This window comes from Nonomuraea sp. NPDC004186, assembly GCF_053603495.1.
In genome coordinates this window covers 86,814-112,533 of sequence record NZ_JBSGFQ010000028.1, presented here as the reverse complement: position 1 = coordinate 112,533, position 25,720 = coordinate 86,814, and the positions used below count along the sequence as shown (strand labels likewise).

Sequence of the window (25,720 nt, the reverse complement as noted above, 5' to 3'; positions counted from 1 at the left end):
GAACCCCAGCCACGGCAATGTGCAGGGTCACGGCAAACCCGAAGTGGTCGGCCGGGTCAGTGTGAAGATGGTCAGGCTGATGGGCCGGTCCCGAGCCCTGCCCATCAATGCAGCCCAGAGGCATCCCGATCCGGTCAGTTGGTTTTCAAGAAGGGGTTGCATCTTGCCCGTCGCCACGTAACGTCCCGAGCAGCGACCCTCGCCATGGGAGGAGAGATCGGCATGTCCGACGATGAGGCACAGCGCGTTTTCCAGGTGGTCGACTCGTTCGAGCCCGGCAAGTTCGTGCAGTTGCTGGCGGAGGACGCCAGGATGGTGTTCGGCAATGCCGAGCCCATGGTGGGACGCAACGCCATCGCAGAGGGGCTGCGGACATTCTTCGCGACCATCGCGGGCCTCGCGCACAGGCTCGTCAGAACGTGGCAGGTCGACGCCGACACCATCGCCGAGACCGAGGTGACATACCGGCGGCTCGACGGCAAGGACGTCAGCGTCGTGGCCGTGTCGATCTGGCATACCCGCGACGACGGTCTGATCTCGGACTACCGCGTCTTCGTCGACCTGGCGCCCGTCTATGCGGCGTAGAGCCACGTCTACCACGGCGGCGGTACTGATGGAGGTCGCCTATTCAACAGTCGTGAGACCTGCTGCTGACCTTCCGCGTTCCCCGGCGGCTTTGCGGCTCCAGGCTCCACCGCCTTCCCTGAGAAGACGGTGGCTGCTTGCTGGGGTCCCCGTAGCTCCGGCCGGAAATCCAACGGAACGGCGTTGCTGCTAGGACTCGCCGGCTGAGCGCAGCCGGGTGGCCAGGGCCAGCCCCGCGGCGACGAGGTGGGGCCAGCCGACCAGCCCAAGGACGGTGGAGCAGTCGTGCGGCGCAGAGGTCGCAAGCTGGGCGATCGGTTCGAAGAGCGCGAAGACGAGCAGCACGACTGAGAGGACCGGCCCCGCCACGCCGCCCCCGAGCACCGCGCCGATCGCGGCCATGCTGATCAGGATGCCCGAGCCCGTGGCTCTGGACAGGTGGCCGGCGACCTCCGCCCACGGACCTTCGAGCTGCGCGAAGCAGCCGGGGAGGCTGCCGGAGTAGGTGGAGATGAGCACCGCCAGTGCGATCCTGGCGAATGGGATGAGCACGATCCCCGTCCAGCAGACCGCCCGCAGCCGGGGCATGGGCGCCCGCCGTTCCCCGCGCGCCAGCAGGAGGGCTACGACCACGACCGCCTGGCATGAGAGTGACGTCCAGGGGGAGAGCTGCGGGCCGCACGGGGTCGTGTAGGGGATGACGAGCGTGGGCGCGTTGATCGCCAGCGACACCGTCGCGGTGATCGCGCCGAGCACCGGAAACCGTCGTGGTGCCCAGATGGCGAGCAACGCCAGCACCGCCGGCAGCACTGGGACCGTCCACAAGGCGGTGTCCCAGATCGCCACGCGCAACGGGGTCGGCTCGGGCCACGTGGCCGGAGCCCAGCCGCAGAAGGTGCCGGGATGCAGGGAGTACAGGAGGCTCGGCGCGGCTGCGGCCAGGATGGCCAAGAGACTGAACATCGGCTAGATCCGGTCGAGCAGGCGAGCGCGGGAGGTCGATGCCAGCACCCCCGCGATCAGGTACGGCCAGTCGAACAGCTCCAGAGGGCTGGAGCAGTTGTGCGGCGCGTTGGACAGGAGCCAGGCGGCGGGCTGGAGCAGTGCGGGCACCAGCAGCACCAGGCCGCAGAGCGGTGCAGCCCGGTACCCGGAGAGCACGGCACCGATCGCGGCGATCGAGACCCAGTAGTAGAGGGCGTGGGCGGTGTCGAGGTGGTAGAAGGCCAGCGCCCATGTCCCCTTCATGTCCGCGTAGCAGCCGAAGTCGCCGGTGGGGGTGTTCCTGGCCAGGGTCTGGCCGAGCGCGAGCAGCACGACCGCGCTCCAGATGACCGCCCGTGGCCATGGCACCCGCTGCTCCGGGCGGGTCCGCAGGAGAGCGACGACGGCGATCGCCTGGCAGGCCAGTATGGAGCCGAACTGCGGGCCGAAGCCGCCGGTTCCAGAGACCACGAGGGTCGACACGGTGAGCACCAACGCCAAGGCCGCCGCGATCGCGCCGACCTTGGGAAGCCATCGCGGCGCCCAGAGCGCGAGGAACGCCAGCAGGACCGGCAGGTAGTCGGTGGCGTAGCCGTAGGCCACCCCGATCGCGAGCTCCAACGGATCCGGTTGTGGCGGCTCGTGGCCGAACCAGCCGAAGCTGCGGAGCATCAGGATGGATAAGAAGGTCGGCGCGGTGGCCGCCAGGATGGCCAGGACACGGAACATCGGCAGCCTCTCGCGCGAAGGTGATCGGCGGAGAGCGTACCGGACCGCTACGACAAGATGATCTCGAAAGGGACGTGCCCTGCTCGCCATGGTGGGTCAGCCAGGATTGGCGATACTCGTGCAGATCCCGACCTGTGCCCGGCCCGAAGGGCGGCGGCCGCGATGTCGCGCATGGCCTGATCGGCGGGAATCTGGTCGCCGTGACGCTTGAGGATGAGTTCATGGGCGGCGGCGAGGCTGTTGTTGAGCTTGAGACCCTTGGGCTGCAGCCAGGGCAGCGCGCGGAACTGCACGCTTACGCCGTCGAGACCCCGCGCCCGGTCTGCGCAACATGCTGGAAGAGGCGGTCAACTTGTCCCACGCGAAACGAAGATCATCTCGCTTTGACCTGCTAGACAAGGCCGCCAACCCAAGATAGTCGCGGCCGACCGTGTGGGGCGTCGTCGTCACCTGCGAGTCCGAGGCCGAGCAAGGTCGAACTCCTCGAACGGCTCACCGGGGAAGGCCACTCCGTCCGAGCCCTCATGTAGCCCAATGGTTCACGCCCCGCTATGACGAGGCGGTTGGTCCTCCACCTGCGTGCTCGTCCTTGGCGCCGTCGTCGGGCGGATGGGTTGGCTTCAGCACTTCCCCGGTGGGGCCGGTCACCACGTTCGAGGCTGTTCGCCATTCTCGCCCGGCCACCCGCGCATTCGCCACGTAGATGCGCGAGTTCCGCGTGTGGTTGAACCCGGGGTTTTCAACGAAGGCCGCTTGGGTGAACTGGGCACCACCAGTGAAGGCCGTCCCATCGAAGCGGCTGTAGTTGGCGAAGGTCGCTCCATCGAAGTCGGCGTGGCTCGTGAAGGTCGCTCCATTGAACCTGGCCTCGCCGGTGAAGGTCGCTCCATTGAAGTAGGCGTGGATACCGGTGAACCGGGCCTCTTTGAAGTCGGCCAAGCGGGTGAAGGTCGTTGTGTTGAACCTGACGGTGCCGGTGAAGATCGCTCCGTTGAACCAGGCGTCGCCGGTGAAAGTCGCCCCCATGAAGTCGGCGTCGCCGGTGAAGAGCGCCTCGCTGAAGTGCGCCCGATGCATACGGCAGCAGCTCAGCTCGAGAGAGATGAGCACGGCGCCAGTGAGATCGAGGCTGATGCCGGGCCAGTAGCGCTGGTTGACGGCGGTGCGGCGCTGCCACCAGCGGCGTTGGTAGCAGCGCAGGTGGTCGGTAAGGAGGCGCTGGGCGGTGAGCCGGACCTGTCGTTCCTCGTCCGGGTCCCGGCCTGCCCGCGCCTGAGCACGGCCCGAAGCCGGGGTGCGGGCAGCGCGCTGGGCGGCGCGGACCTGCTGGTGCCGATCCTTGGCGTCCGGCGGCGTCCACGGCATGCGGAGGTAGGCGCAGATGACGTCCACGATGGTCTGGCGCAGCGCTGGGTTGTTCTGCGCGAGTTGTTCGAGGGCGTACAGGCCGCCGAGCCGGACCGGGGCCTGGCCGCTGCCGAGCTGCTCGACCGCCTTGCTGAAGCGGTCGGTGTCGTGCCCGCGCTCGCCGAGCTGGAAAGTGCGGCGGGCGGTGTCGGCGTTACGCGCGGTGTAGAACACCGCGAGCATCGCCGCCAAGCCGGTGGCCACGGCCAGGACATTGCCGCGGATCGCCGCCAGTGCGGCGGCCCGATCCTTGTCCTCTGCGAAGACCGTGACATGGTCGATGTGCTCCAGCACCCACGTGGCACCAGGGCCGAGCATCCACACCAACGTTGGGACCGTCACAAGCACCAGCACGGCCACGATGATCGATGAAGGCTTCACCGTTCGGACCACCGCTTCGTGTTCTTCTCGGCCATGGGCTGATGATGCTCCGGCAACTCCGACGCTGGGAACCCGATGACTCGATCGTTCCAGAAGGGAGATCGTCGTACGTGCGGACATCACGCTCGCCACCCCTGTACGCCGAACCGGCCGTCTCCTTCAGTTACAGGGCATGTTCGACGTGCCGCTGGAAGACGCGCTCACGAATACCTGGTCAGCGCACCTGCCGGTCGAGGAACGCCGGTGGAACGTCGGCCTGCTCGTCGGCGCTTCCGGTGCCGGGAAGACCACGCTCGCCCGCGCGCTGTGGCCGGGCCGGCTGGTCGAGGCGCTCGCCGAGCAGGACTGCCGCAGCCTCGTTCGCGTAGAGGACGGTTCAACCCGGCCCACGCTCGCCCGCGAGGTCCGGGCTGCTGTGCGTCGACGGTGCCCCGGTGGCGTTCCTGGCGTACCGGCATTTCCAAAACCCGCGCGTGCGGAACCCGAAGATGGAGCACAGGCTCGTGGTGCTGCCCGACTTCCAGGGCCTGTCGATCGGCGCGCGTATGTCGGAGTGGGTGACGTAACGTCTCGCGGACCAGGACTACCGCTACCGATCGGTGTCGTCCCGCCCGGCGCTGATCTCCTACCGCGACCGGTCGCCGCGGTGGCAGCGGCAGGCCCGCGCCACCAGGCTCCACACCAGCAGCAAGCGGCGGAACCAGCACAAGGACACGCTCGACCCGCGCCGGCTCGGGCCGGTCAGCTTCGAGTGCATCCCGCCGTCATCGCCATCGTGGTGGCGGTGACGGCGGAATGGCCTTGCGGGAAGTCACATCGTTTCGCAGGGAAGGCCCCAGCTCTCATAGCCGCCGCCGGGCTTGTGGTACCAGAGCTCCGCGCAGATGTTGGTGCCTGCGGGCACCGGCCATGTATAGGAGAATTCCCTGAGGGTGCTGCGGTTATAGGTGTAGGTGGGATAGTTCATGTCGCGGCCACCGCCCCAGACGTGGATGTGGTACGTGCCCGCTGGGCTGCAACCGTCCCCCAGGTGCCTGAGCAGAATGGCGTTGTACGCGGCCCATAGCCCCAGGCAGACACTGACACCGGCCGGACGCGCGAGCCGAGTGGCTGCCGGGGCGCCACCTGCGGCAGCCGATGCCGGTGAGATGGTGGTCGCCATAGCTGCCGCCAACGCGGTCGCCGTCGCCAGGACTCGGGCTGTGGGCCGTACTTTCCGGGATTTTCCTGCTGTCTGCATCGAGTCTCCCCGTGAATTCGCCAGAGCGATTGCAGTCAGCGTCACAAGGCGCAGTCGTCGTCACCAGGGCATGCGCCGGTCATTTCCCGGACTTTCCTGCTGTCCACGTCTCAGTTTCACGCTCGTCCTCCCGGATCGCAGCGTCGTCAGCGAGATACGGTCCGCAGGAGCCAGAGCATGGTGGCCGGCACGACTGGTCTGAAGACGATCTCCCCAGGACGCGCTCGCCGCCCACTGCGCAATGACGTCGAGAACGATCATTGCCCCTGCAGCGAGGGCGTGCCAGTAACCGCCGCCGGAGGCCGAAGCACGTCCTCAAGCATCACCGACCACCATGACAGGGTCTGTGTGTTCAAGGCCCTCGGCATTCAGCGGACCGGCAGGCCGGTGACGGCGCGGCCGATGATCAGGCGCTGGATCTCCGACGTGCCCTCGAAGATGGTGTAGATCTTGGCGTCCCGGTGGAAGCGCTCCACCGGGTGCTCCCTGGTGTATCCGGCGCCGCCCAGGATCTGGATCGCCTGCTCCGTCACCCACACCGCCGTCTCCCCCGCCACCAGCTTCGACATCGAGCCCTCCGCCTGCGAGAACTGCCTGCCGTTGCGGGCCATCCAGGCGGCCCGCCAGGTCAGCAGGCGGGCCATGTCCACCCGGGTGGCCATCTCGGCGAGGAGGAAGGCGATCGCCTGGTTCTCGCCGATCTTGCGGCCGAACTGCTCCCGCTCGCGGGCGTAGTCCCTGGCGTACTCGAAGGCCGCCCGCGCGATCCCGACGGCCATGGCGGCGACCGACGGGCGGGTGGTCTCGAACGTGCGCATCGCCGCCTGCTCCCCCGCCCGCTCCCCGTTGCGTACGCGGGACAGCCGGGCGTCCAGCTTCTCCTTGCCGCCGAGCAGGCAGGAGCCCGGTACGCGGACGCCGTCCAGGATCACCTCGGCCGTGTGGGAGGCGCGGATCCCGTGCTTGCGGAACTTCTGGCCCATGGACAGCCCGGGGGTGCCGGGCGGGATGACGAAGGACGCCTGGCCCCGGGTGCCGAGTGAGGGGTCGACCGAGGCGACGACCACGTGGACGTTCGCGATGCCGCCGTTCGTGGCCCAGGTCTTGACGCCGTCCAGCACCCAGTCGCCGCCGCCATGGACGGCGCGGGTGCGGATGGCGCCGACGTCCGAGCCGGCGTCGGGCTCGGAGGCGCAGAAGGCGCCCAGCTTGACGTCGTTCTCCGTGCCGAACATCTGCGGCAGCCACTCCCCCATCTGGTCGGGGGTGCCGTTCGCGGCGAGAGCGGCGGCGGCCAGGCCGGTGCCGACGATGGCCAGGCCGATGCCCGCGTCACCCCAGAAGATCTCCTCGAACGCCACGGGCAGCGCGAGCCCGCTGTCCTCGAACCACTGGGTGGCGAAGAAGTCGAGGGAGTAGAGGCCGATCTTGGCCGCCTCCTGGATGACCGGCCAGGGGGTTTCCTCGCGTTCGTCCCATTCGGCGCCCGCCGGGCGGATCACGTCGCGGGCGAACGCGTGCACCCAGTCGCGTACCTCGACCACGTCGTCGCTGGGCTCCGGGCAGAAGCCGGTCATGTGCGCACTCTCCTCGACCCGATGTTACCGGTGGTAACAGAACACCTTACCGGTCAGTAGCTACGCGGTGGAATACCCCGGAGAACAGTGTGGCCAGGGCCGCCAGCACCATGCCGATCGCGAGGCCGTACAGGAGTGGGGTGAATCCCCCGAACGCGGCGGCCAGCTGCGGGCCGACGCTGCCGCCGACCGCGAGCGCGAAGGAGAACAGCGACAGCGCCGTCCCCCGGGCCGGTCCGGCGCCGGCGGAGATCGCCTCGTTCAGGCTGGGCAGGCCGCCGGTGATGGCGGCGACGTAGACGGCCAGCAGCAGCACCAGCGCGGCCGTCCCGGTGAGGCCGACAGAGGCGAGGGCGAGGGCTCCGGCCGCCAGGAACGCCGCCGCCCTGATCAGCGCCTGGATCCGGGCCAGCCAGGGCATGAGCAGCGGCACCAGGACGATCGACGGGAGCCCCGCCGCGCGGAGCGCGAGGAGTTCGGAGGACGAGGTCACGCCGTAGATCTGCAGACCGGTGTAAACGGCCACGAAGCCCGCCATCAGCATGACCGTGGCCACGTACCGGAGGCCGAGGACGCGGTGGAACAGCAGGCCCGGCACCGCCCGGTAGACCGACAGCGGCGAGCCACCACCCTCACGCGGCAGGTCGGGCAGCGTGACGGCCCGCACGCCCAGGAATGCCAGCACGAACCCGGCCGCCGACAGCAGGAACAGCCCGCGCCAGCCGATCACGTCCACCAGCAGCTGGGCGGCGACCTGGAGCAGCACGGCCGAGGCGAGGAACGCGCCGGTGATCGCCGCGATCGCGCCCACCCGGCGGCGCGGCTCGACCCGTTCCGCCAGGTACGCCAGGGCCGCGGGCGGGAACATCGCCACCGCCAGCCCCTGCACCGCCCGCAACGCCAGCGCCACTTCCGGGTTCGGGCTCAACGCCACCGCCGCCGAGGTGAGCGCGGCCAGGGGCAGTCCGATCATCAGCATCCGGCGGCGCCCGTACCGGTCGGACAGCGGGCCGAAGATCAGGAAACCGGCTCCGTACCCGATGCCGAACGCGGTCACCAGCCAGGTCAGGCCGCCGGCCGAGGCGCCCCAGCCGGTGGCCATGTCGTGCAGGAGCGGGATCACGATGTACAGCTGGCCGCTGACCAGCACGGCGGTGAGGGTCAAGGCTGCCAGCGTGCGTCCGAACGGCAAGCCGGCCGGCGAGGTCGCCGCGAGGTCGTGCGGCGCGGGGGAAATGGTGGTCGTCATGTGTCGGGACGGTAGCCAACCAACTAGTTGGATGTCAACCGTTCAGTTGGATTGCAACCAACTGGTTGGTGGATATCATGGGCGGCATGGCACCCAAGGTCTCGACCACCGCCACGCGCGCCGCCCTGCTGGAGGCCGCACGGGAGGAGTTCGCCGCGTACGGCGTGGCCGGCGCCCGCGTGGATCGCATCGCCGAGCGCGCCGGCGTCAACAAAGAGCGCATCTACGGGCATTTCGGCAGCAAGGAGAAGCTGTTCGACGAGGTCATCAAGGAGGCGCTCGACGACCTGACGACGCAGATCTCCCTCCCGGGCGCCGATCCCGGTGACTACGTGGCCCGGCTGACGGACTACTACCACTCACATCCCGAGCTGGTGCGGCTGCTGATGTGGGAGGCGCTCAACTACCGGGACCAGGAAGGGCTGCCGGCCGGGCAGGAGGTACGGGTGGAGCGCTGCCGCCGCAAGACGGCCTCGCTGGCGGAGGGTCTGGGCGTGGAGCCGTCGCCGGAGGTGGCCCGGACGCTGTTCATGATGACCGGGCTGGCGCTGTTCCCCTCGATGATGCGCCAGCTCGGGCGCATCATCCTGGGCGACGCGGCGGACGACCACGAGGCCATGCGCGACCAGATCGCCGCGTTCGTCACGTCGGGTTTGAAGGAGTCACGGTGATCGTGTTCACGGAGCTACGGTGATCATGTTCACGGAGCTACGGTGATCATGGGCGGGCGCTCGCCGATCCCGATGTCGCGGAGCAGGATGTCGTGCCCGTCCGGCCCCCTCCGGAACTGTGCCAGCCGGACGGACGGCTCGTGGCAGGTCTCGATCTTGCCCTGACGCAGCAGGCGTGACCAGGCGGCCAGCATGATCTGGGACGCCATCCTCCCGAGCGCCTCGGTCGACTGCGGGGCGTGCTCGCGCGAGCCCAGGTCCACCTGCGCGAACGCGTCCAGCCCGGCGAGTTCGAGCAGGTCGATCAGCAGCCCCAGCTCCACGCCGTAACCGGTCAGGAACGGCACGCGTTCCAGGGCCGAGCGGCGGCCGGCGTACTCCCCGGCCAGGGGCTGGACGAAACCGGCCAGGTGCGGCCAGTGGAGGTTGATGAGCGGGCGGGCCACCAGCTCCGTGACGCGGCCGCCGCCGTTGGCGGTGCCGTGCAAGGGCCGGTCATAGCAACCCTTCGTGTAGACCACGGTGGGGTCCGCGAACAGCGGCCCGAGCAGGCCGAATACCAGAGAAGCACGAAATTTCCGGATGTCGGCGTCCACGAACACCAGCACATCCCCCGAGGTCACGGCGAGGGACTTCCACAGCGCCTCGCCCTTGCCGTCCATCGGCTTGAGCTGCGGCAGGATCTCGTCCTGCGCGTGCACGCAGGCCCCCGCGCGCCGCGCCACCAGCGCGGTGTCGTCGGAGGAACGCGAGTCGATCACCACGATCTCGTCGACGAGCCCGTCCAGCTCGCGCCGGATCACGCCGACGATCTGCCCCACGGTCTCCCGCTCGTCGCGGGCGGGGAGCACCACGCTCACCGTGGTCTCCCCCTTGGCGGCCTTCAGGTCCCGGAGCGGCCAGTCCTCAGCGGACGAAGTACGGTGCCGCAACCATCCTCGCACTTCAGGCAGCATGCGACCCCTCCCCCCGTATCCCCACATTTCAGATTATGCGGTGGCGGCGTGACGCTCCAGGAACGTGTACACGTCAGCCTCGTCCACCCCGGGGAACGACCCCGGCGGCAGCGCGGCCAGGACGTGGGAGTTGGCGCGGGCGGACGGCCAGGCGTAGCCCTCCCAGCGCTCGGACAGCTCGGCGGGCGGGCGGCGGCAGCAGTCGCCGTTGGGGCAGTTGGACTTGGTGCGGCTGGTGGTCTCCCGGCCCCTGAACCAGCGCGACTCCTTGTACGGCACCCCCAGCGTGATGGCGAAGTCCCGCTCCCGCGACGGATCCACGTGCGCCACGCAGAAATAGGTCCCGGTGGGCGAGTCGGAATACTGGTAGTACACCGAGAACCGGTCGGGCGAGGCGAACACCTGCCGCCCCGACCACTGCAGGCACATCCGCTGCCCCTCGATGGCCCCCTGCTCGTCGGCCGGGAAGACGATGCCGTCGTTCTCGTACGCCTTGTAGATGGTGCCCCCGGCGTCGTTGCGCACGAAGTGGCAGACGAGACCCAGGTGGTGGGTGGCGAGGTTGGTGAAGCGGTGGGCGGCCATCTCGTACGACACCGCGAACACGTCCCGCAGGTCCTCCACCGACAGCGCCCGGTCGGCCTTGGCCTCCTGGAGGTAGAGCGCGGCGGCCTTCTCGGGGACGAGGACGGCGGCGGCGAAGTAGTTCGCCTCGGTGCGCTGGCGCAGGAAGTCGGCGAAGTCGCGCGGCTTGTCGTGGCCGAGCGCGAGATGGCCGAGCGTCTGGAGCAGGATCGTGCGCGGGGTGTGCATGCCGAGCTGCTCGTGCTTGACGTAGATGCGGCGGTTGCGGAGGTCGGTGATGGAACGTACGGATCGCGGCAGGTCCTGCGCGGTGTGCACGGTGTAGCCGAAGTGCGTGACCAGGCTCTGGATCATGCTCTGCGACAGCGCGCCCGTACGGTAGCCGACCGCGGCCAGCGCCTTGGCGGCGGCCTCCTCGATCTCCCCGAAGTAGTTGCCGACCTCGCGCTGCCTGCGCCGCAGCTCGGCGTTGGCGGCCCTGGCCTCCTCCGGGGTGGCGGTGCCGCGGGCCTGCCGGGCGCGCAGCTCGCCGTACAGGCCGAGGAGGTGTTCGAGCACGTCGTTCGGGACGCGGGCGGAGACCTTCAGCCGGGGCAGCCCGAGCCCGGCGTAGATGGGGTCGCGCTGCGCCTCCTCCAGCGCGATCTCCAGCTGGGCACGGCGGTTGGGCGGCTGGCGGCGCAGCAGCTCCTCGATGGGCACGCCCAGCGCGGTGGCCAGCCCCTTGAGCAGCGAGAGCTTGGGCTCGCGCTTGCCGTTCTCCAGCAGCGACAGCTGGCTCGGCGCCCTGCCGACGCGCGAGCCCAGGTCGGACAGGGTGAGGCCGCGCTGTTTGCGCAGGTGCCGGAGGCGCTGGCCGAACGCGATCAGGTCAAGCTCCTGCGTCAAAGACAGCGGTTCTTCGCCGAGCAAGGGCACCATGTCGGCATCTTAGACAGAAATTCGGCCCATTTTCTAGTCTCCTGAACAGGTCGGAGCCAGACTGCCGTGTCGCTCGGATTGGTCTAGGCCAACAGGAAAACTATCGATTTCTTCACTGTTGAATACCCGCCAGTAATGTATGGCCTGGAAATTTTCGTCGTTCTTCTCTCGACTGATGACTATGGGCGGCCCCTCCCAGGGCACACACTCGGCTGTGAGCCCCAGGGGACGACAAGGGAGTGAACAATGATCGATCGCCTCAAGGGAGCTGCTGAGCAGCTGCAGGACGAATGGGACAACGACCCTCGCTGGGAGGGCGTCGAGCGCACGTACGGCGCCGAAGACGTGATCAGATTGCGCGGCAGCGTCCAGGAGGAGCACACGCTGGCCCGGCTCGGCGCCGGCCGGCTGTGGGACCTGCTGAACACCGACGACTACGTCAACGCCCTCGGCGCGCTGACCGGCAACCAGGCCGTCCAGCAGGTGAAGGCGGGACTGAAGGCGATCTACCTGTCCGGCTGGCAGGTCGCCGCGGACGCGAACCTGGGCGGGCAGACGTACCCGGACCAGAGCCTGTACCCGGCCAACTCCGTGCCCGCCGTCGTGCGCCGCCTCAACAACGCGCTGCTGCGCGCCGACCAGATCACCTGGTCGGAAGGCGACACCGACGCCCCGCACTGGCTCGCGCCGATCGTGGCGGACGCCGAGGCCGGGTTCGGCGGGGTGCTGAACGCGTTCGAGCTGATGAAGGGCATGATCGCGGCCGGCGCCGCGGGCGTGCACTGGGAGGACCAGCTCGCCTCCGAGAAGAAGTGCGGCCACCTGGGCGGCAAGGTGCTCATCCCGACCGGCCAGCACATCAAGACCCTGACCGCCGCCCGCCTCGCCGCGGACGTCGCCGGAGTCCCCTCGCTGATCATCGCGCGGACCGACGCACAGGCCGCGACGCTCCTGACCAGCGACGTGGACCCGCGCGACCAGGCGTTCACCACCGGCGAGCGCACCCCGGAGGGCTTCTACCGGGTCAGGAACGGGCTGGGGGCGTGCATCGCCCGCGGGCTGGCGTACGCGCCGTACTCGGACCTGCTCTGGATGGAGACCAGCACGCCCGACCTGGACGTGGCCCGCGAGTTCGCCGAGGCCATCAAGGCGGCGTACCCGGACAAGATGCTCGCCTACAACTGCTCACCGTCGTTCAACTGGAAGCAGCACCTGGACGACTCCACCATCGCCAAGTTCCAGCGGGAGCTGGGACACATGGGGTACAAGTTCCAGTTCATCACGCTCGCCGGGTTCCACTCGCTGAACTACGGCATGTTCGACCTGGCCCAGGGGTACGCCGCGGACGGCATGACGGCGTACGTGGAGCTGCAGGAGGCCGAGTTCGCCGCCGAGTCGCGCGGCTACACCGCGACCAGGCACCAGCGCGAGGTCGGCACCGGGTACTTCGACCTGATCAGCACGGCCGTGGCACCTGACTCCTCGACGACCGCGCTCCGGGGGTCGACGGAAGAGGAGCAGTTCGCCCACTGATCTCGCCGGACCGCCCTCCGGGCATGCGGCGGTTCCCCGGCGAAACGGGCCGCGCCAGTCTCCCCCAGCACTGGCGCGGCCCACTTTCATTCGACGCCGCACGGCAAAGCCCTTTTCATGGGGTGGTGTGCTGTCATTGGAGAAGTGGGCTGACCTTCAACGGAGGGTTTGGTGGGCAAGACGATCTCCTCTGTCCGGACCGCGATCACCCAGTGGATCCCCGGCCGCCGCATCGCCCCGATCCCGCCGCCACCCGGGCCAAATGATCACGAGTCGCTCGTGGCCGCCCTCGAACATGCCACACGCTGGTATGAGTACCGCATCAGCCAAGGGCTCCAGGTCCTCAACTTCTACCTCGTATCGACCGCTGTGAATTCCGCCGCCTACGTCGCCGCTCTCCAGGCGAAGCTCGACGCCGTAGCCGGCGCTGTCGGGCTCGTAGCGGCTCTGGTCTCTGTCGCAGCGGCACTTGCGGGCTGGCGCAGCCGCGGTCTTGCCCGATTGGCCTTGCAGCCGATAGCGGAGATTCAGGATCGGCTGGCTGCGACCCTGAACATGGACTCGCTCCGTCTCGTGCAACGCAATCCTCACCGCACGTTCACCACGCCGATTTCCCTGGTCATGTTCGTCCTTGCCTGTGTCATCTCGGTATCAGGAGCCTTATACGCATGGCTTCGCTGATCCAGCCCCTCTCTGATCCAAGAGTTGTGGACACTTATACCGACTGGTCGGTATCTTTCCCAGCATGACGCTGGAACGCCGGACCTGGCGCACCCTGGAGCCGTTGCACGGCATGATCTACTTCTCCCCCGAGGCGAGCGCCGCCTACGAGAAGCTCGGGCTGAGCGGCCGGATGGGATACTTCGCCTCCCGAGCCGCCGCTCTCGGTCCGGTGCCCGCCGCGACGGTGATCGCGACCTTCTACAACTTCAACCCCGATCTCGTACGGCAGGCGATCCCGGCCGCCTGGCAGATCGCCTCGCCGTCCGACATCCTGGCCGCCCGGCTCGCATCGGCCGACGCCACGCTGCGCCGCGTGCTGGGCGATGCCGTGGACTCCCCGGAGATGGCGCGGGCGGCAGCGCTGGCCCGCCGGGCGGCGGAGACCGTCGCGGGAGAGCTCAGCGGGCGGCCCCTGTACGCCGCGCACGCGGCACTGCCCTGGCCCGAGGCTCCCCACCTGGTGCTCTGGCACGCCCAGACCCTGCTGCGCGAGTACCGCGGCGACGGCCATCTCGCCGCCCTCCTGGCCGCCGGCCTGAGCGGCATCGAAGCCCTGGTCACCCACGCGGCCACCGGCGCCGTCACGTCCGAGGTGCTCCGAAGCACGCGAGGGTGGCCCGAGGCCGACTGGGCTGCCGCCGTACAGGGGCTGGAGGAGCGTGGCTGGCTCTTCGAGGGATCTCTCACCGAGGAAGGGCGCGGATGGCGCGAGGAGATCGAAGAGGCGACCGACCGGATGGGGATGGCACCGTACACCGCGCTCGGCGCCGAGCCCTGCGAGGAGCTGCGCTCTCTCGTCCGGCCGTGGAGCAAGAGCATCGTCGCCGAGCTGATGCCGTGGGCCGCAGGTCGTTAGCTCGGGGCCGAAGTCCGGCTGTGCCGTCACCCATCGACTGCGGGCTCCGGTAATACAGATGGCTACGGCCTTGCTGCCATAGGCCCCGGAGTCGGGGTCGGCATCATCTTCGGTCAAGGCGTGCAGGCCATCGCACGGCAGCCCGAAGCCTACGGATTGATCCGCCAGAACATGCTCCTCGGCTTCGTCCTCACCGAGGCATTGGCTCTCCTTGGCCTGGTCGCGCCGTTCATCTTCCAGGTCGTCAAGTAACGGGGCGATCGCGTAACCGTGTTTGAACTTGGCGCACGGATCAGCGCCGGTACTTGCAACTGATCGAGCAGGACTACGCACGAATGCGCGGCCGGCGAGCCGTCATGCCGATCCCCGCCGACCTGGCCGTGGACGGCATCGACGAGATCCTCGTGACCTTCCTCGCGTTCGCCTCCCGTCAGTGGCCGGAGGACTTCGGCGACGGACTCGCCGGCGCGGACGGCCGCGCGGTGTCGATCTCCGTGGGAACGGATCGCCGGCTCGTCCGCCTCGGGCGTCGAGGTTCGCGTGGCGGTGATCAGTTCAGGCCGCTGCCCTGGATGCCGGCGGCCGCGGCCGATGCCGCCGCGACCACGGTGAACATCGCGACGGTCAGGGTGAGCACGAACCGGCGCCAACGTGTCATCGCACGCCTCCTGTCATCGACTGGCAATCACCGTATATTCGCCGCACGCACGCCGCCGGATCACGAGCCCCCGGTTCGTCAGGCGACCTTCCGGAAGAGCACGGTGGCGCGGTAGCGGCCCTCCGCCTCCGCGTCGGGCTCGGCCTCGGCGCTGATGACGTCCAGCTCGGCGCCAAGACCGAAGAAGCTGAGCGCCCGGGCCACGGCCTTCTCCCTGATCTCGTCCGGCGTCGCCCCGCTCACCGTGACGCGCAGCGTGAGCGGGAACGTTCTCGTACTCATGATGATCCTCTTTCACAGAAGAGTTGATCCACCTCCGAGCGTAGCCCGCCGTGCACGTCGCCCCAGGCGTGGCGTGCAACAGTTTTCGCACCTTGTTCCTCTCGGAGGTGAAGGAACGACGAAGGGCGAGGACTGTTGGAAGGTGATCCCCGTTTCGCGGAGTTCGTCGCCGAACGCGGTGACGCGCTGCTGCGCTACGGCTATGTGCTGGCCGGCAATCCGCACGACGCGGCCGACCTGGTCCAGGAGGCGCTGCTGAAGCTGCGCGGCGCCTGGTCCCGGCTGCGGCTGAAGGAGAACCCGGAGAGTTACGCGCGCACCACCATGGCCAGGCTGCACATCGCCACCTGGCGGTTGCGCAGGCGTGAGCTGCTCGCCTGGGACCTGCCGGAAGGCGAGCACCACGACCTGCTGCCCAGCGGTGACGAGCGCAGGATGTGGCAGGCGCTGGCCGGGCTGCCGCGCAAGCAGCGCGCGGTGCTGGTGCTGCGCTACTACGAGCAGCTCGACGACGCCGAGATCGCCACCGTGCTCGGGATCTCCCGCGGCACGGTACGCAGCCAGGCCTCCCGCGCGCTCGACAAACTGCGCGCGGGCCTCCCGAGTAAGCCGATGACCAGGGAGAACGTACGATGACCGAGATTGAGGAGACGCTGCGCAGGACGCTCGGCCACGCCGCCGAGCAGGCGCCGGGCCTGCCTGCCCTGCTGCCCCAGCGTCTGGAGCGGATCCACCGGCGCAGGAGGCAGCGCGCCCGGATCGCGCTGGCCGCCGCGGCGGTCGTGCTGGTCGGGGCCGGGGCCACGGCCGTGCTGCGCGGCGGCGACACCATCACGGCCGTCCCCGCCAGCGGGCAAAACACCGAGGCGCCGGCCGAACAGGTGGAGAAGGTCTGGCCGGAGGCGGTGCGGAAGGTCTCGGCGAAGTCCCCCGACGGGGTGCCGTGGCGACCGCAGACGTTCGTCGACGACCGTACGCTGCTCATGGAGGCCCAGGGAGGCGAATCCGGATCGATCAACGCCATCTACGCCTACGACCTCGGCTCCGGCACGCCACGCAAGATCGCCGACGTCCCGGCTTCCGAGGACACGGTGGGCTTCGGCAACGGCTTCGCCGTGGGCGGCGGCCAGGTGGCCTGGTGGAGCGGGACGAAGGACTCCGTCGCGCACCTCTGGACGGTGCCGCTGGACGGCGGCACCCCGAAGATCGTCGCCGACCAGCGCCTCGACACGGCCGACGACGGCAGCGGAATCGACAAGCTGGCCGTGGTCAACGACAAGATCGTTTTCTCGCTGTACACCGGTGGGGTCTTCACCGTTCCCCTCGGGGGCGGGACGGTGGAGCCGGTCCAGGGTGGCGCCGGGATGCATCTGCTGGCCTGGCCGTGGATCGGCGCGCCGGGGAGCGGAGGCGAGCCCCGCGGCATGCCGTACTCCCGGATCCAGAACGTGGAGACCGGCGAGACCCGGACGGCCGTCACCCAGCCGGGCGAACAGCTGCGTCTCTGCGGCGTGACCATCTGCCTGGGCACGGCCGCGGACGGCACGACCTTCTTCCGGCACCGGGACGGCTCGTCGCAGAAGAACGTGCCCGGCTCCGTGCACTCCGCGTACCAGCCGGTCCAGGACCGCTTCTACGTCTCGGTCTACGGCGTGGGGAGGCCGGAGGGCGTGGGACTCTACGACCTGGACACCGGCAAGTCGGGCGACCTGCGCATCCCCGGGGAGGGCAGTTCCATCAGGCTGCCGTCCATGGATTCGACCGGCAGGATGCTCAGCTACCCCCTCAAGGACGACCTCTACCTGATCGACCTGTCTAAGATCCGGTAGCCGTCGGCGTCTCCGGGACGGACACGGACGGGTCCGGCGACTCGCCGGGCCCGTCCTGCGGGATCGTGCTGATCGACTGCGACGGCTGCGGGCAGTCCCTCCTGACCGCGTTGCCGCGCCTGCGCACCGGGCTCGCGCAGTCGGCGGGGTCCTCGCCGCCCGGCCCGCTGCTGTTGGCCGGTCCGAACGTGTCCTGCCGGCCGGGCGACGGGCTGCGCACCGTCAGCGGCGTCTTGGTACGGGCGTGCGGGACGGACGTCGTGGGCGTGCTCGCCGGGGTGGGCGGGGCGGCGGACTTCGTCGGCGGGAGGGTGACGGCGGGCGTGGACGAGGGGCGGACGGTCGAGTCCGCGCTGCCGTAAGAGCGCACGATCGGCGGGTCGCCCGGCAGCAGCGAGCCACCCCCGACGCTCGTGCCGTCGCCGCCCGCCGCGATCACCGTGAGGGCCGCGATGGACACCGTGGCCAGGGCGGCGAAGCTGGCGTGCGACAGATGCGCCCCGGCCTTGGCCCGGCGCCTGCGCGTACGGGAACGCTCCACAGCCCCCTCCGGCGTCCCGGACTCGCCGGTCGAAGAGGCGAGACGTACCCGCCCGCCGCCGGGCGGATAGGGCACGGGCGTCCAGATCTCCTCCAGCACCCCGTCCACCGCCTGCCGCAGATCCCACGGCTCGCCGACGCCCCCGGCGGCCAGCAGCGCCCGGAGCAGGTCGGCGGACGTGGGCCGGTCGGCGGGATCCTTGGCCAGCGCCGCCTCGACGGCGGGCCGCAGCATGGCGGGCACGCCCGCGACGCGCGGCGGGTCGAACAGGATGCGCCGGGTCAGCACATCCGCCTCCCCGCTCCCGAACGGGTGGTGCCCCGTGGCCGCGAACGCCACCACGCACCCCCACGCGAACACATCCGACGCGGGCAGCGCCGGGCCACCCGTCAGCCGCTCGGGAGCCACCCATCCAGGGCTCCCCATGACCTGCCCGGCCTGCGTGTGCGCGGCCAGCGTGTCGACGTCGCGGGCGATCCCGAAGTCGATGACGCGCGGCCCCCGCGTGGACAGCAGCACGTTGCCGGGCTTGAGATCCCGGTGCACCAGCCCTGCCTCGTGCACCGCCACCAGCGCGGCGGCCACGCCGAGCGCCGCGCCGTACGCGAGATCGGGCGTGAGCGGCCCCTTGGCCGCGACGACCTGGGAGAGCGCCGGACCCGGGATGTACTCGGTGACCAGGTACGGGCGGTCCTTGTCGGCGCCGTCCTCCAGGACCGCCGCCGTGCAGAACGGCACCAGTCTTCGCGAGAAAGTCACTTCCTCGGCGAAGCGCGCGCGTAAGGTGGCATCGTTGAGATGCACCGCATGCGGCGTCTTGAGCGCGACCAGGCCACCCCGAGGGTGTTCGGCCAGATACACCACTCCCATCCCGCCCGTGCCGAGGCGGCCGAGGAGCAGGTATCGGCCGATGATGACCGGGTCGCCCACCGTAAGCGGCCGCACGCCAGGAGGCATGTCGCCAGCACCACGCGCCATACGGGTTTCGCCTCTCTGATCCGGGACTCGGCAAAGCACACTGTGGCCGGATCCGCGGAGGCTTTCCGCATGTCTGTCATAAGGGGTATTGCAGGTAAGGCGTTCGTTCCTCTGAGGTCAGTAAGTGCTGGGATTCAGCGGTCTGAAGTGGTGTTTCGGCCCTGGCGTGCCTGGGGAGCCTAGGAGGCGATCGCGGACTCCTCCTCGGCCTCGACCTGACGGTTCCAGTCGCGCTTCATCTCACGCCACGCCTCGTCGTCGGCCCCCGAGCGCCAGTATCCGGAGATGGACAGCCGGTCCAGCCCGATGCCCCGTTCGACGCGCAGGTGACGGCGCAGCTCCTTAACGAAGCCGGCCTCGCCGTGCACGAACGCGTGCACGTTTCCTTCGGGGAACTCCAGCGTCCGCACCGCCGCCACGAGCTTCTCGCCCACGGGACGGCCGCTCCGGTAGAGCCACGCGACGCGGGCGTCGGCGGCCGTCTCGAGCTTCTGCTCGTCCTCGGGCGCGTCCACCTCGACCAGTACGTGCGCCCGCGCGCCCTCCGGCAGGCCCTCCAGCGCGGCCCCGATGGCCGGCAGCGCGCTCTCGTCGCCGATCAGGAGGTGCCAGTCGGCCTCGGGGTCGGGCGCGTAGCCGCCGCCGGGGCCGAGCATGAGCACGACGTCCCCGGGAGCGGCCTGGGCGGCCCACGGGCCGGCCAGGCCCTCGTCGCCGTGCACCACGAAGTCGAGGGTCAGCTCGCGGCTGTCGGGGTCCCAGGCGCGTACGGTGTAGGTCCGCAGCCGCGGCCAGAGCTCGCGCGGCATCGTCTCGCGGCAGGTCTTCACGCTGAACGGGGTGGGGTATTCGACGCCTTCGTAGGGGAAGACCAGCTTGACGTAGTGGTCCGTCAGGCCGGTGGTGGCGAAGTCGGCCAGCCCGTCGCCCCCGACCACGACGCGGACCATGTGCCGCGAGATCCACTCGGTCCGCAGGACGACGCCACGATGGTGATCCGTGGGCTTCTCGGTCATGCACAGCCCCCTGACTTCAGGTTAGGTATACCTAACCTTACACGTTCTCCAAGCTGTCAGCGTACGCCGGGAACCTCGAAAAGGGCAGTGCCGAAAACTCACGCCGCCGCGATGTCGCCTCTGGACGCCCGGCGGGCGGCCACGGCTCGCAGGAAGTACGCCATGTGCCGGAAGGCCAGCCGCGCCTCGGGCAGCACGTCCGCCAGGATCGGGAAGACGTGCGGCATCCGGTTCCATTCTTCGTACCGTACCGGCACCCCGGCCTGGCGCGCCCGCTCGGCCACCCGTCTGGCCTCGTCCCGCAGCACCTCGGTCGAGCCGGTCACGATCATGAGCGGCGGCAGCCCCGTGAAGTCCCCGAGCACCGGGGAGACCAGCGGGTCGCTCGGGTCGAGGCCCGAGGTCCACCGGCGGGCCAGCCAGCGCACCCGCCCGGCCGGGAGCATGGGGTCCTGCCAGCGGTTCGCGTTTCGCGGGATATCGGTCAGGTCGGCCCACGGCGACAGGCAGATCGCCGCGCCGGGCATCGGCAGCCCCCGGTCCCGCAGCGCCAGCAGCGTGGCCAGCGTGAGGTGGCCCCCAGCGGAGTCCCCCGCCAGGATGACGTCCCCGGGCGCGTGGCCGCGCCGCAGCAGGCAGTCGTACGCGTCCAGCGCGTCGGTCAGCGAGTCCGCCAGCGTGTGCACGGGCCCCTGCCGGTAGTCGAGCGCCAGCACGGGCCGCCGGGCCGTCACCGACAGCCGCCAGGTGATGGACCGATGGGTACGCGGCGAGCACGAGAAGTAGCCGCCGCCGTGGAAGTAGAGCACCGCCTTGCCCTCGTCGAGCCCCGGCCTGCCGTGCACCCACTCGCCACCGCACGCCGAGAACTCCGCGGGCACGATCGCCACGTGTTCGGGCTGGGGCACGGTCACCAGGCCCCCGAGTTCTCCGAGCCGAGCCGCGCAGGCCAGGGCCAGCGGATGGCGCATCAGCACTGTGGACGCCGGCTTCAGGGTGCCCCACATCAGACTGGTCAGGGCGCGCGCTTGCCAGCTCAAGGGATAGTCGGGGAGCACGTCCCGGTCGATCTGCATATCGGCCCTCCGATGAATCTCCTTCCCCGAATGAAGATCCTTCTACCGGCCAGTAAGTATCTCATCTCTTACCTGGATATTTCGGCGCTGTGACACGCTGTCCTCCATGGCTGGATACTCGGGCACACCGCTGCCGCGCAAGCTCGGCGTCAAGCCTGGGCACCAGGTCCTCGCCATCGATGCCCCCGACGGCCTCGACCTGGGCGAGCCCGACGCCGAGGTGCATCGGACCCCGGCCGGCGGGCCGTACGACGTCATACTGGTCTTCTGCCCCGACTCGGCCGCCCTTCACGGGGCGTTCCCATCCGCCCTGGCCCTGCTGGCGAAGAGCGGCGGCCTGTGGGTCTGCTGGCCGAAACGCGCGAGCAAGGTGCCCACGGACCTCTCGGAGAACCCCGTCCGCGACTACGGCCTGTCCATGGGCCTGGTGGACAACAAGGTGGCCGCGATCGACGACACCTGGTCGGGCCTGCGCTTCGTCTACCGTCTCGCCGACCGTTGAACGATTAATTGCGTTGCGGGGCCCACGGCCCGCAACGGATAATTCCATGCTTGCCATCGGCAGACCCGTGCGCGGGTCCGTACACGGTTGGTCACCGTGTCCTCACGCTCCGGAGGTGCAAAACCATACCCCTATATGCCCGGCTCGTCCGGTACGGCTTCCGCAAGCACGCCACCTACGTCTGGGGCGCGATCGCCGGCGCTTTCACCAACAGCGTCTTCGGCATCCTTCGCGCCTACATCCTCATCGCGCTCTGGCAGGCCCGCCCCGGGCTGGGCGGCTACGACGTGACCGACGCCGTCACGTTCTGCTTCATCACCCAGGCGTTCATCGGCCCGTTGCAGCTGTTCGGGGGCGGGCTCGGCATCCCCGAGCGCATCCGCAGCGGCGACATCGCGCTCGACCTGGTCCGGCCCGCCTCGCTCCAGCTCTGGACGCTGGCCGAGGACCTGGGCAGGGCCGCGTACCTGTTCCTGGTCCGCGGCATCCCGCCCATGCTGGTCGGCGCGGTGGTGTTCGGCATCACGGTCCCCGCCGGGCCGGGGCAGTGGCTGGCGTTCCTGGCCGGCTTCGCCGTCGCGGTGGTGGTCGGCTTCGGCTGGCGCTACCTGGTGGCGCTGTCGGTCTGCTGGCTCCTCGACGACCGCGGCGTCGCGGTCGTGTCGATGCTCCTGACGACGTTCTTCTCCGGGATGCTCGTGCCGCTGCACCTGTTCCCCGGCTGGTTCGGCGACCTGGTCATGGTGATGCCCTGGGCGGCCATGGTCCAGCTCCCGACCGATCTCTACCTGGGCAAGGCCCCGGTCCTGGAGACGCTCGCCTTCCAATCGCTCTGGGCGGCGATCCTGCTCGGGCTGGGCGCGCTCGCCACCATGGCGGTCCGCCGCAAGGTGGTGATCCAGGGTGGTTAGGACCTACTTCCTGCTGCTGTGGACCTGGACCCGGGCCGCGGCGGCGTACCCGGTGTCGTTCGCGCTGATGACCCTGTTCGGCGCCCTCACCGCCGCGGTGGACGTCGCCGTGATCCTGATCGTCTTCGCCAACACGGCCACGCTCGCGGGCTTCTCCCGCGACGAGGTCCTCTTCCTGTACGGCGCCGCCGGCGTGTCGTTCGCCATCTGCGACACGTTCGTCAGCAACATCGACCGGATCAGCCAGCACATCAAGGCGGGCACCCTCGACACGTTCCTGATCAGGCCGGTCAGCCCGTGGATCCAGCTCGCCACCGACCGGTTCGTGCCCGCCAGGGTGGGCCGGATCCTGCAGGCGTGCGTCGTGCTCGGCTACGGCGTCGCCGCGCTCGACCTCGACTGGCGGCGCGCCTGGATGATCCCCGTCATGCTGGTCAGCGGGATCATCATCTTCGGGGCGATCTGGACGCTCGGCGGCGCGATCCAGTTCGTGCTGACCGACGCCCCCGAGGTGTCCAACGCCTTCACCTACGGCAGCGCCCAGCTCAACCAGTACCCGCTCAGCATCTACGGCCGCGACCTGGTCAGGGGCGTGACGTACGTGCTCCCGCTGGCCTTCGTCAACTGGCAGCCCGGCCTGTACGTGCTGGGCAGGGACGACCCCTTCGGCACGCCGGAGTTCCTGCGGTTCTCCGCGCCGGTCGCCGCGCTGGTCCTCGCCCTGCTGGCCGGGCTGGCCTGGCGGCAGGGCATCAGGCACTACCGATCCACGGGGAGTTGAGGATGATCGAACTTGAGAGGGCCGGACGCTCGTTCAAGATCAAGAGGAATGTCGTCCACGCCGTGAGCGACCTGTCGTTCACCGTGTCGCCGGGAGAGTTCGTCGGCTACCTCGGGCCCAACGGGGCCGGCAAGTCCACCACCATCAAGATGCTCTGCGGCATCCTGACACCGACGTCCGGCCGGGTCCGGGTGGCCGGGCTCGACCCGTCGCGCCGGCGCACGTCGCTGGCGCGGCGGATCGGGGTGGTGTTCGGGCAGCGGACAACGCTGTGGTGGGACCTGCCGCTCGTCGACAGCTTCGAGCTGATCCGCCACCTGTACCGGGTGGACCGGGCCACGTTCAGGTCGCGGCTCGACGAGCTGACCGGGACGCTCGACCTGGGCGAGTTCATGCGCACGCCGGTGCGCCAGCTCAGCCTGGGCCAGCGCATGCGGGGCGACCTCGCGGCGGCGCTGCTGCACGCGCCCGACGTGCTGGTGCTCGACGAGCCGACGATCGGGCTGGACGTGGTCAGCAAGGCCGGCATCAGGGAGTTCCTGCAGCGGGTCAACGCCGAGCGCGGCACGACCGTGCTGCTGACCACGCACGACCTCGGCGACATCGAGCGCCTGTGCCGCCGGGTCATGGTGATCGACCACGGGCGGCTGGCGTTCGACGGCACGCTCGACGACCTGATGGCGACGTCTCCCGGCCAGTCGAGCATCGAGGACGTGGTGACCCGCCTCTACACGGGGACGGCCCAGTAGGGACAACTCAGTAGTAGCTGCCCTCCGGCGTGGCCTCGTAGTCCTCGTCGACGTCGTCGTACTGGCGCGACCAGCGCGACGGCATCAGGACGGGGATGAACAGCGCCACGCCGAGCAGCGCGAACACGCCCGACGTGAGCAGGGTCTTGGCGCCGAGACCGGCGTCCAGAATGATCTGGTTGACCGACGGGGCGCTCGGAATGAGGGAGATCGCCCTGTTCACGTCGAGTGCGTACACGACCGTCCAGGCCAGCAGGACCAGCGACGGCACGAACGTCGCCAAGGGCGAGATCCGGCCCGCCACCACCAGCCCGACGACCAGCCCGACGGCGGCCATCGCGCCCAGCGCGATCCACATCTTCTGGTTGTCCGGTGGCGTGGCCGCGGCGTTGCCGATGGCCTGCTGGACGGCCCAGCCACCGCCCGCCAGCACGGCCGCCGTCACCACCAGCCCGATGAGGAAACCACCCAAGTGCCGCAACGTTCTCACCTCAATGTCAACGCGGTCGGCACGACCCTAGCCCTAAATGCCCGTTTTGGACCAGCCACTGTGCGGCTTCGGACTTCGGGTCTCATGACTCACTGCCCCGTGAGAGCATGGGGCACACCCATGCGTGCGCACCTTCCCCTCAGACTCGCGCGGACGGCCGCCTTCGCCGCCGTCTGCGTGGCTCTCGCCGCCTTCGCGCACGTGCTGGGCGGCGGTTCGGCGCCCGCTCCGTGGGTCGCCGGATTGGGGCTCGCGGGCGTGTCCGCACTGGGGCTGGCGCTGTGCGGCAAGGAGCGCTCCGCGGCGACGATCAACGTCGTGCTGGTGGGGGCGCAGCTGGCGCTGCACGAGCTGTTCGCGGGCGACGGCGCCGCCTACTTCTCCATGCGCGGCCTGTTCGAGCTGGGGGCCGCGGCGCACGGCCACGGCCAGGGCGGCCTGGCGGTCAACACCGGCATGCTGCTCACGCACGTGACGGCCACGCTGATCACGGGCCTGTGGCTGGCGCGCGGCGAGGTCGTGCTCTGGTCGCTGCTGCGCCTCGTCGGCCGCCGTCTCCTGCTGCTCCCGGCGGTCGCCGTGCCGCTGTTCGCGCGGCCCGCCGCGCCGATCGTCCGGGCGAGGGTCGTCCCGCTCCAGCCGGAGTTCCGGCACAGCGTGGCCAGGCGTGGTCCTCCACTTCCCGCCTGACCGTCTGACACCCCTTGTTCATCCCCGTTCACCAAGTGGAGTTCCCGCATGTCCTTCGCACGCCGTGCGGCGACCGTGCTCGCCGCCGCCACCGCCCTCACCGTCGGCCTCGCCATCCCGGCCCTGGCCCACGTCTCCATCCAGCCGGGCACCGCCGAGCAGGGCGGATTCACCAAGGTCGCGTTCCGGGTGCCGAACGAGCGCGACGACGCCTCGACCACCAAGATCGAGGTCTCCTTCCCCGTCGACCATCCGCTGGCGTTCGTGTCGGTCAAGCCCCTGCCGGGCTGGGACGTCAAGGTCACGCAGGGCAAGCTGCCCAAGCCGGTCAAGACCGAGTACGGCGACCTCGAAGAGGCCGTGACCAAGATCGTGTGGTCCGGCGGCAAGATCAACCCGGGCGAGTTCCAGGAGTTCGAGGTGTCCATGGGGCAGTTGCCCAAGGACACGGACTCGCTGGTGTTCCCGACGAAGCAGACCTACTCCAAGGGTGAGGTCGTGGACTGGTCGGACGCGCCCAAGACGGACGGGACCGAGGCGGAGCACCCCGCCCCGACGCTCAAGCTGGTCCCCGCGAGCGGGGGCGACGAGCACGGCATGGCCTCGGCGCCGGCCTCGGCCGCTCCGGCCGCCGCCGCTCCCTCGGTGACGCCGGTGGCGGCCGCGTCGGCCTCCGACGGCACCGCCCGCCTGCTCGGCGGCGCCGGCCTCGTGGTGGGCGTCATCGGCGTCGTGATCGGCGCGCTCGGCCTGCGCCGCCGTCCCGCCGCCTGACGTTCCGGCGTCCCGCGCCCCGGCCGTCCGCGGTCGGGGCGCTGCC

The 25,720-nt window shown here is 69.8% G+C and carries 30 protein-coding genes; 16 read left to right on the top strand and 14 right to left on the bottom strand.

The window, feature by feature from the left end:
* Positions 1–222: 222 nt before the first annotated feature.
* Positions 223–585: a nuclear transport factor 2 family protein gene (locus ACWEPL_RS23455; RefSeq protein ID WP_363964412.1), complete on the top strand. Its 363-nt coding sequence runs from the start codon at positions 223–225 to the stop codon at positions 583–585.
* Between the two features lie 189 nt (positions 586–774).
* Here ACWEPL_RS23455 and ACWEPL_RS23450 read toward each other — a convergent pair whose 3' ends face one another.
* The 4 genes from ACWEPL_RS23450 to ACWEPL_RS23435 form a co-directional block, all read right to left on the bottom strand.
* Positions 775–1,548, bottom strand: coding sequence for a hypothetical protein (locus ACWEPL_RS23450; RefSeq protein WP_452437447.1), 774 nt, complete (start codon positions 1,546–1,548; stop codon positions 775–777).
* A 3-nt stretch (positions 1,549–1,551) separates the two neighbouring features.
* The gene (locus ACWEPL_RS23445; RefSeq protein ID WP_363964408.1) at positions 1,552–2,298 is read right to left on the bottom strand and encodes a hypothetical protein; all 747 of its coding nucleotides are present in this window, start codon (positions 2,296–2,298) and stop codon (positions 1,552–1,554) included.
* A gap of 47 nt (positions 2,299–2,345) precedes the next feature.
* Positions 2,346–2,591 carry a hypothetical protein gene (locus ACWEPL_RS23440; RefSeq protein WP_452437446.1) on the bottom strand — a complete coding sequence of 82 codons (246 nt, stop codon included), beginning with the start codon at positions 2,589–2,591 and terminating at the stop codon, positions 2,346–2,348.
* Positions 2,592–2,847: 256 nt separating this feature from the next.
* Entirely contained in the window at positions 2,848–4,065 is a 1,218-nt protein-coding gene (locus tag ACWEPL_RS23435; protein ID WP_452437445.1) for a pentapeptide repeat-containing protein, read from the bottom strand.
* Between the two features lie 620 nt (positions 4,066–4,685).
* On the opposite strand from ACWEPL_RS23435, the gene ACWEPL_RS23430 reads away from it, so the two are divergent.
* Positions 4,686–4,874: a hypothetical protein gene (locus tag ACWEPL_RS23430; protein ID WP_452437444.1), complete on the top strand. Its 189-nt coding sequence runs from the start codon at positions 4,686–4,688 to the stop codon at positions 4,872–4,874.
* Between the two features lie 23 nt (positions 4,875–4,897).
* On the opposite strand, the gene ACWEPL_RS23425 is transcribed toward ACWEPL_RS23430, so the two are convergent.
* From ACWEPL_RS23425 to ACWEPL_RS23415, 3 genes are all read right to left on the bottom strand, one after another.
* A complete protein-coding gene (locus ACWEPL_RS23425; protein WP_355192443.1) occupies positions 4,898–5,248 on the bottom strand; it encodes a hypothetical protein in 351 nt (116 codons plus the stop codon).
* A 446-nt stretch (positions 5,249–5,694) separates the two neighbouring features.
* Positions 5,695–6,903: an acyl-CoA dehydrogenase family protein gene (locus ACWEPL_RS23420; protein ID WP_452437443.1), complete on the bottom strand. Its 1,209-nt coding sequence runs from the start codon at positions 6,901–6,903 to the stop codon at positions 5,695–5,697.
* 46 nt (positions 6,904–6,949) lie between these two features.
* Entirely contained in the window at positions 6,950–8,152 is a 1,203-nt protein-coding gene (locus ACWEPL_RS23415) for an MFS transporter (RefSeq protein WP_452437442.1), read from the bottom strand.
* A gap of 86 nt (positions 8,153–8,238) precedes the next feature.
* Between ACWEPL_RS23415 and ACWEPL_RS23410 the strand changes: the two genes are divergently transcribed.
* Positions 8,239–8,823 carry a TetR/AcrR family transcriptional regulator gene (locus tag ACWEPL_RS23410; RefSeq protein WP_355192437.1) on the top strand — a complete coding sequence of 195 codons (585 nt, stop codon included), beginning with the start codon at positions 8,239–8,241 and terminating at the stop codon, positions 8,821–8,823.
* Between the two features lie 29 nt (positions 8,824–8,852).
* Here ACWEPL_RS23410 and ACWEPL_RS23405 read toward each other — a convergent pair whose 3' ends face one another.
* Both ACWEPL_RS23405 and ACWEPL_RS23400 read right to left on the bottom strand, forming a co-directional pair.
* On the bottom strand, positions 8,853–9,779 hold the full coding sequence (locus tag ACWEPL_RS23405; RefSeq protein ID WP_350740818.1) for a glucosyl-3-phosphoglycerate synthase: 927 nt from the start codon (positions 9,777–9,779) through the stop codon (positions 8,853–8,855).
* 33 nt (positions 9,780–9,812) lie between these two features.
* Entirely contained in the window at positions 9,813–11,285 is a 1,473-nt protein-coding gene (locus tag ACWEPL_RS23400; protein WP_452437441.1) for a helix-turn-helix domain-containing protein, read from the bottom strand.
* Positions 11,286–11,531: 246 nt separating this feature from the next.
* On the opposite strand from ACWEPL_RS23400, the gene aceA reads away from it, so the two are divergent.
* From aceA to ACWEPL_RS23375, 5 genes are all read left to right on the top strand, one after another.
* Positions 11,532–12,818 (top strand): isocitrate lyase, encoded by a 1,287-nt coding sequence (gene aceA, locus ACWEPL_RS23395; RefSeq protein ID WP_355192433.1) that lies wholly within the window; start codon positions 11,532–11,534, stop codon positions 12,816–12,818.
* A 171-nt stretch (positions 12,819–12,989) separates the two neighbouring features.
* A complete protein-coding gene (locus ACWEPL_RS23390; RefSeq protein ID WP_452437440.1) occupies positions 12,990–13,499 on the top strand; it encodes a hypothetical protein in 510 nt (169 codons plus the stop codon).
* A gap of 64 nt (positions 13,500–13,563) precedes the next feature.
* Positions 13,564–14,397: an SCO6745 family protein gene (locus ACWEPL_RS23385; protein WP_350740812.1), complete on the top strand. Its 834-nt coding sequence runs from the start codon at positions 13,564–13,566 to the stop codon at positions 14,395–14,397.
* 18 nt (positions 14,398–14,415) lie between these two features.
* Positions 14,416–14,649: an ATP synthase F0 subunit C gene (atpE, locus tag ACWEPL_RS23380; RefSeq protein WP_452437450.1), complete on the top strand. Its 234-nt coding sequence runs from the start codon at positions 14,416–14,418 to the stop codon at positions 14,647–14,649.
* A 53-nt stretch (positions 14,650–14,702) separates the two neighbouring features.
* Entirely contained in the window at positions 14,703–15,170 is a 468-nt protein-coding gene (locus tag ACWEPL_RS23375; protein WP_452437439.1) for a hypothetical protein, read from the top strand.
* Here the strand turns inward: ACWEPL_RS23375 and ACWEPL_RS23370 are convergent.
* A complete protein-coding gene (locus ACWEPL_RS23370; RefSeq protein WP_363964393.1) occupies positions 15,134–15,337 on the bottom strand; it encodes a hypothetical protein in 204 nt (67 codons plus the stop codon). The genes ACWEPL_RS23375 and ACWEPL_RS23370 overlap by 37 nt on opposite strands.
* Positions 15,338–15,472: 135 nt before the next feature.
* Here ACWEPL_RS23370 and ACWEPL_RS23365 point away from each other — a divergent pair, with 135 nt between their 5' ends.
* Positions 15,473–15,973, top strand: coding sequence for a SigE family RNA polymerase sigma factor (locus ACWEPL_RS23365; RefSeq protein WP_363964391.1), 501 nt, complete (start codon positions 15,473–15,475; stop codon positions 15,971–15,973).
* Positions 15,970–17,166: a TolB-like translocation protein gene (locus tag ACWEPL_RS23360; protein WP_363964389.1), complete on the top strand. Its 1,197-nt coding sequence runs from the start codon at positions 15,970–15,972 to the stop codon at positions 17,164–17,166. Before ACWEPL_RS23365 ends, ACWEPL_RS23360 begins: the two co-directional genes overlap by 4 nt.
* Here ACWEPL_RS23360 and ACWEPL_RS23355 read toward each other — a convergent pair.
* The 3 genes from ACWEPL_RS23355 to ACWEPL_RS23345 form a co-directional block, all read right to left on the bottom strand.
* Complete coding sequence (locus ACWEPL_RS23355) at positions 17,153–18,652, bottom strand: protein kinase domain-containing protein (RefSeq protein WP_452437438.1); 1,500 nt, start codon at positions 18,650–18,652, stop codon at positions 17,153–17,155. The genes ACWEPL_RS23360 and ACWEPL_RS23355 overlap by 14 nt on opposite strands.
* 212 nt (positions 18,653–18,864) lie before the next feature.
* Positions 18,865–19,701, bottom strand: coding sequence for a siderophore-interacting protein (locus ACWEPL_RS23350; RefSeq protein WP_363964385.1), 837 nt, complete (start codon positions 19,699–19,701; stop codon positions 18,865–18,867).
* A 98-nt stretch (positions 19,702–19,799) separates the two neighbouring features.
* Positions 19,800–20,777: an alpha/beta hydrolase gene (locus ACWEPL_RS23345; protein ID WP_363964383.1), complete on the bottom strand. Its 978-nt coding sequence runs from the start codon at positions 20,775–20,777 to the stop codon at positions 19,800–19,802.
* A 106-nt stretch (positions 20,778–20,883) separates the two neighbouring features.
* Between ACWEPL_RS23345 and ACWEPL_RS23340 the strand changes: the two genes are divergently transcribed.
* Genes ACWEPL_RS23340 through ACWEPL_RS23325 form a run of 4 tightly spaced genes read left to right on the top strand, consistent with a single transcriptional unit; the run spans position 20,884 to position 23,720 of the window.
* Positions 20,884–21,279, top strand: a complete 396-nt coding sequence (locus ACWEPL_RS23340; protein ID WP_350740795.1) for a hypothetical protein — start codon at positions 20,884–20,886, stop codon at positions 21,277–21,279.
* Between the two features lie 50 nt (positions 21,280–21,329).
* Positions 21,330–22,190, top strand: coding sequence for an ABC transporter permease (locus tag ACWEPL_RS23335; protein ID WP_452437437.1), 861 nt, complete (start codon positions 21,330–21,332; stop codon positions 22,188–22,190).
* Complete coding sequence (locus ACWEPL_RS23330) at positions 22,183–22,971, top strand: ABC transporter permease (RefSeq protein WP_452437436.1); 789 nt, start codon at positions 22,183–22,185, stop codon at positions 22,969–22,971. The genes ACWEPL_RS23335 and ACWEPL_RS23330 overlap by 8 nt, the downstream gene beginning before the upstream one ends.
* 2 nt (positions 22,972–22,973) lie before the next feature.
* On the top strand, positions 22,974–23,720 hold the full coding sequence (locus ACWEPL_RS23325; protein ID WP_363964377.1) for an ABC transporter ATP-binding protein: 747 nt from the start codon (positions 22,974–22,976) through the stop codon (positions 23,718–23,720).
* A 7-nt stretch (positions 23,721–23,727) separates the two neighbouring features.
* On the opposite strand, the gene ACWEPL_RS23320 is transcribed toward ACWEPL_RS23325, so the two are convergent.
* Positions 23,728–24,210, bottom strand: a complete 483-nt coding sequence (locus ACWEPL_RS23320; protein ID WP_363964375.1) for a hypothetical protein — start codon at positions 24,208–24,210, stop codon at positions 23,728–23,730.
* A 120-nt stretch (positions 24,211–24,330) separates the two neighbouring features.
* On the opposite strand from ACWEPL_RS23320, the gene ACWEPL_RS23315 reads away from it, so the two are divergent.
* The gene (locus ACWEPL_RS23315) at positions 24,331–24,900 is read left to right on the top strand and encodes an MFS transporter (RefSeq protein ID WP_452437435.1); all 570 of its coding nucleotides are present in this window, start codon (positions 24,331–24,333) and stop codon (positions 24,898–24,900) included.
* A gap of 48 nt (positions 24,901–24,948) precedes the next feature.
* Positions 24,949–25,674 carry a YcnI family copper-binding membrane protein gene (locus tag ACWEPL_RS23310; RefSeq protein ID WP_363964371.1) on the top strand — a complete coding sequence of 242 codons (726 nt, stop codon included), beginning with the start codon at positions 24,949–24,951 and terminating at the stop codon, positions 25,672–25,674.
* The last annotated feature ends 46 nt before the right edge of the window (positions 25,675–25,720 follow it).

What these genes read in the sequence shown, in the direction of transcription:
- ACWEPL_RS23455 (WP_363964412.1), top strand. Translation starts at nt 223, where the DNA reads ATGTCCGACGATGAGGCACAGCGCGTTTTCCAGGTGGTCGACTCGTTC.
- ACWEPL_RS23450 (WP_452437447.1), bottom strand. Translation starts at nt 1,548, where the DNA reads ATGTTCAGTCTCTTGGCCATCCTGGCCGCAGCCGCGCCGAGCCTCCTG.
- ACWEPL_RS23445 (WP_363964408.1), bottom strand. Translation starts at nt 2,298, where the DNA reads ATGTTCCGTGTCCTGGCCATCCTGGCGGCCACCGCGCCGACCTTCTTA.
- ACWEPL_RS23425 (WP_355192443.1), bottom strand. Translation starts at nt 5,248, where the DNA reads ATGGCGACCACCATCTCACCGGCATCGGCTGCCGCAGGTGGCGCCCCG.
- ACWEPL_RS23420 (WP_452437443.1), bottom strand. Translation starts at nt 6,903, where the DNA reads ATGACCGGCTTCTGCCCGGAGCCCAGCGACGACGTGGTCGAGGTACGC.
- ACWEPL_RS23415 (WP_452437442.1), bottom strand. Translation starts at nt 8,152, where the DNA reads ATGACGACCACCATTTCCCCCGCGCCGCACGACCTCGCGGCGACCTCG.
- ACWEPL_RS23410 (WP_355192437.1), top strand. Translation starts at nt 8,239, where the DNA reads ATGGCACCCAAGGTCTCGACCACCGCCACGCGCGCCGCCCTGCTGGAG.
- ACWEPL_RS23405 (WP_350740818.1), bottom strand. Translation starts at nt 9,779, where the DNA reads ATGCTGCCTGAAGTGCGAGGATGGTTGCGGCACCGTACTTCGTCCGCT.
- ACWEPL_RS23400 (WP_452437441.1), bottom strand. Translation starts at nt 11,285, where the DNA reads ATGGTGCCCTTGCTCGGCGAAGAACCGCTGTCTTTGACGCAGGAGCTT.
- aceA (WP_355192433.1), top strand. Translation starts at nt 11,532, where the DNA reads ATGATCGATCGCCTCAAGGGAGCTGCTGAGCAGCTGCAGGACGAATGG.
- ACWEPL_RS23385 (WP_350740812.1), top strand. Translation starts at nt 13,564, where the DNA reads ATGACGCTGGAACGCCGGACCTGGCGCACCCTGGAGCCGTTGCACGGC.
- ACWEPL_RS23370 (WP_363964393.1), bottom strand. Translation starts at nt 15,337, where the DNA reads ATGAGTACGAGAACGTTCCCGCTCACGCTGCGCGTCACGGTGAGCGGG.
- ACWEPL_RS23360 (WP_363964389.1), top strand. Translation starts at nt 15,970, where the DNA reads ATGACCGAGATTGAGGAGACGCTGCGCAGGACGCTCGGCCACGCCGCC.
- ACWEPL_RS23350 (WP_363964385.1), bottom strand. Translation starts at nt 19,701, where the DNA reads ATGACCGAGAAGCCCACGGATCACCATCGTGGCGTCGTCCTGCGGACC.
- ACWEPL_RS23345 (WP_363964383.1), bottom strand. Translation starts at nt 20,777, where the DNA reads ATGCAGATCGACCGGGACGTGCTCCCCGACTATCCCTTGAGCTGGCAA.
- ACWEPL_RS23340 (WP_350740795.1), top strand. Translation starts at nt 20,884, where the DNA reads ATGGCTGGATACTCGGGCACACCGCTGCCGCGCAAGCTCGGCGTCAAG.
- ACWEPL_RS23325 (WP_363964377.1), top strand. Translation starts at nt 22,974, where the DNA reads ATGATCGAACTTGAGAGGGCCGGACGCTCGTTCAAGATCAAGAGGAAT.
- ACWEPL_RS23315 (WP_452437435.1), top strand. Translation starts at nt 24,331, where the DNA reads ATGCGTGCGCACCTTCCCCTCAGACTCGCGCGGACGGCCGCCTTCGCC.
- ACWEPL_RS23310 (WP_363964371.1), top strand. Translation starts at nt 24,949, where the DNA reads ATGTCCTTCGCACGCCGTGCGGCGACCGTGCTCGCCGCCGCCACCGCC.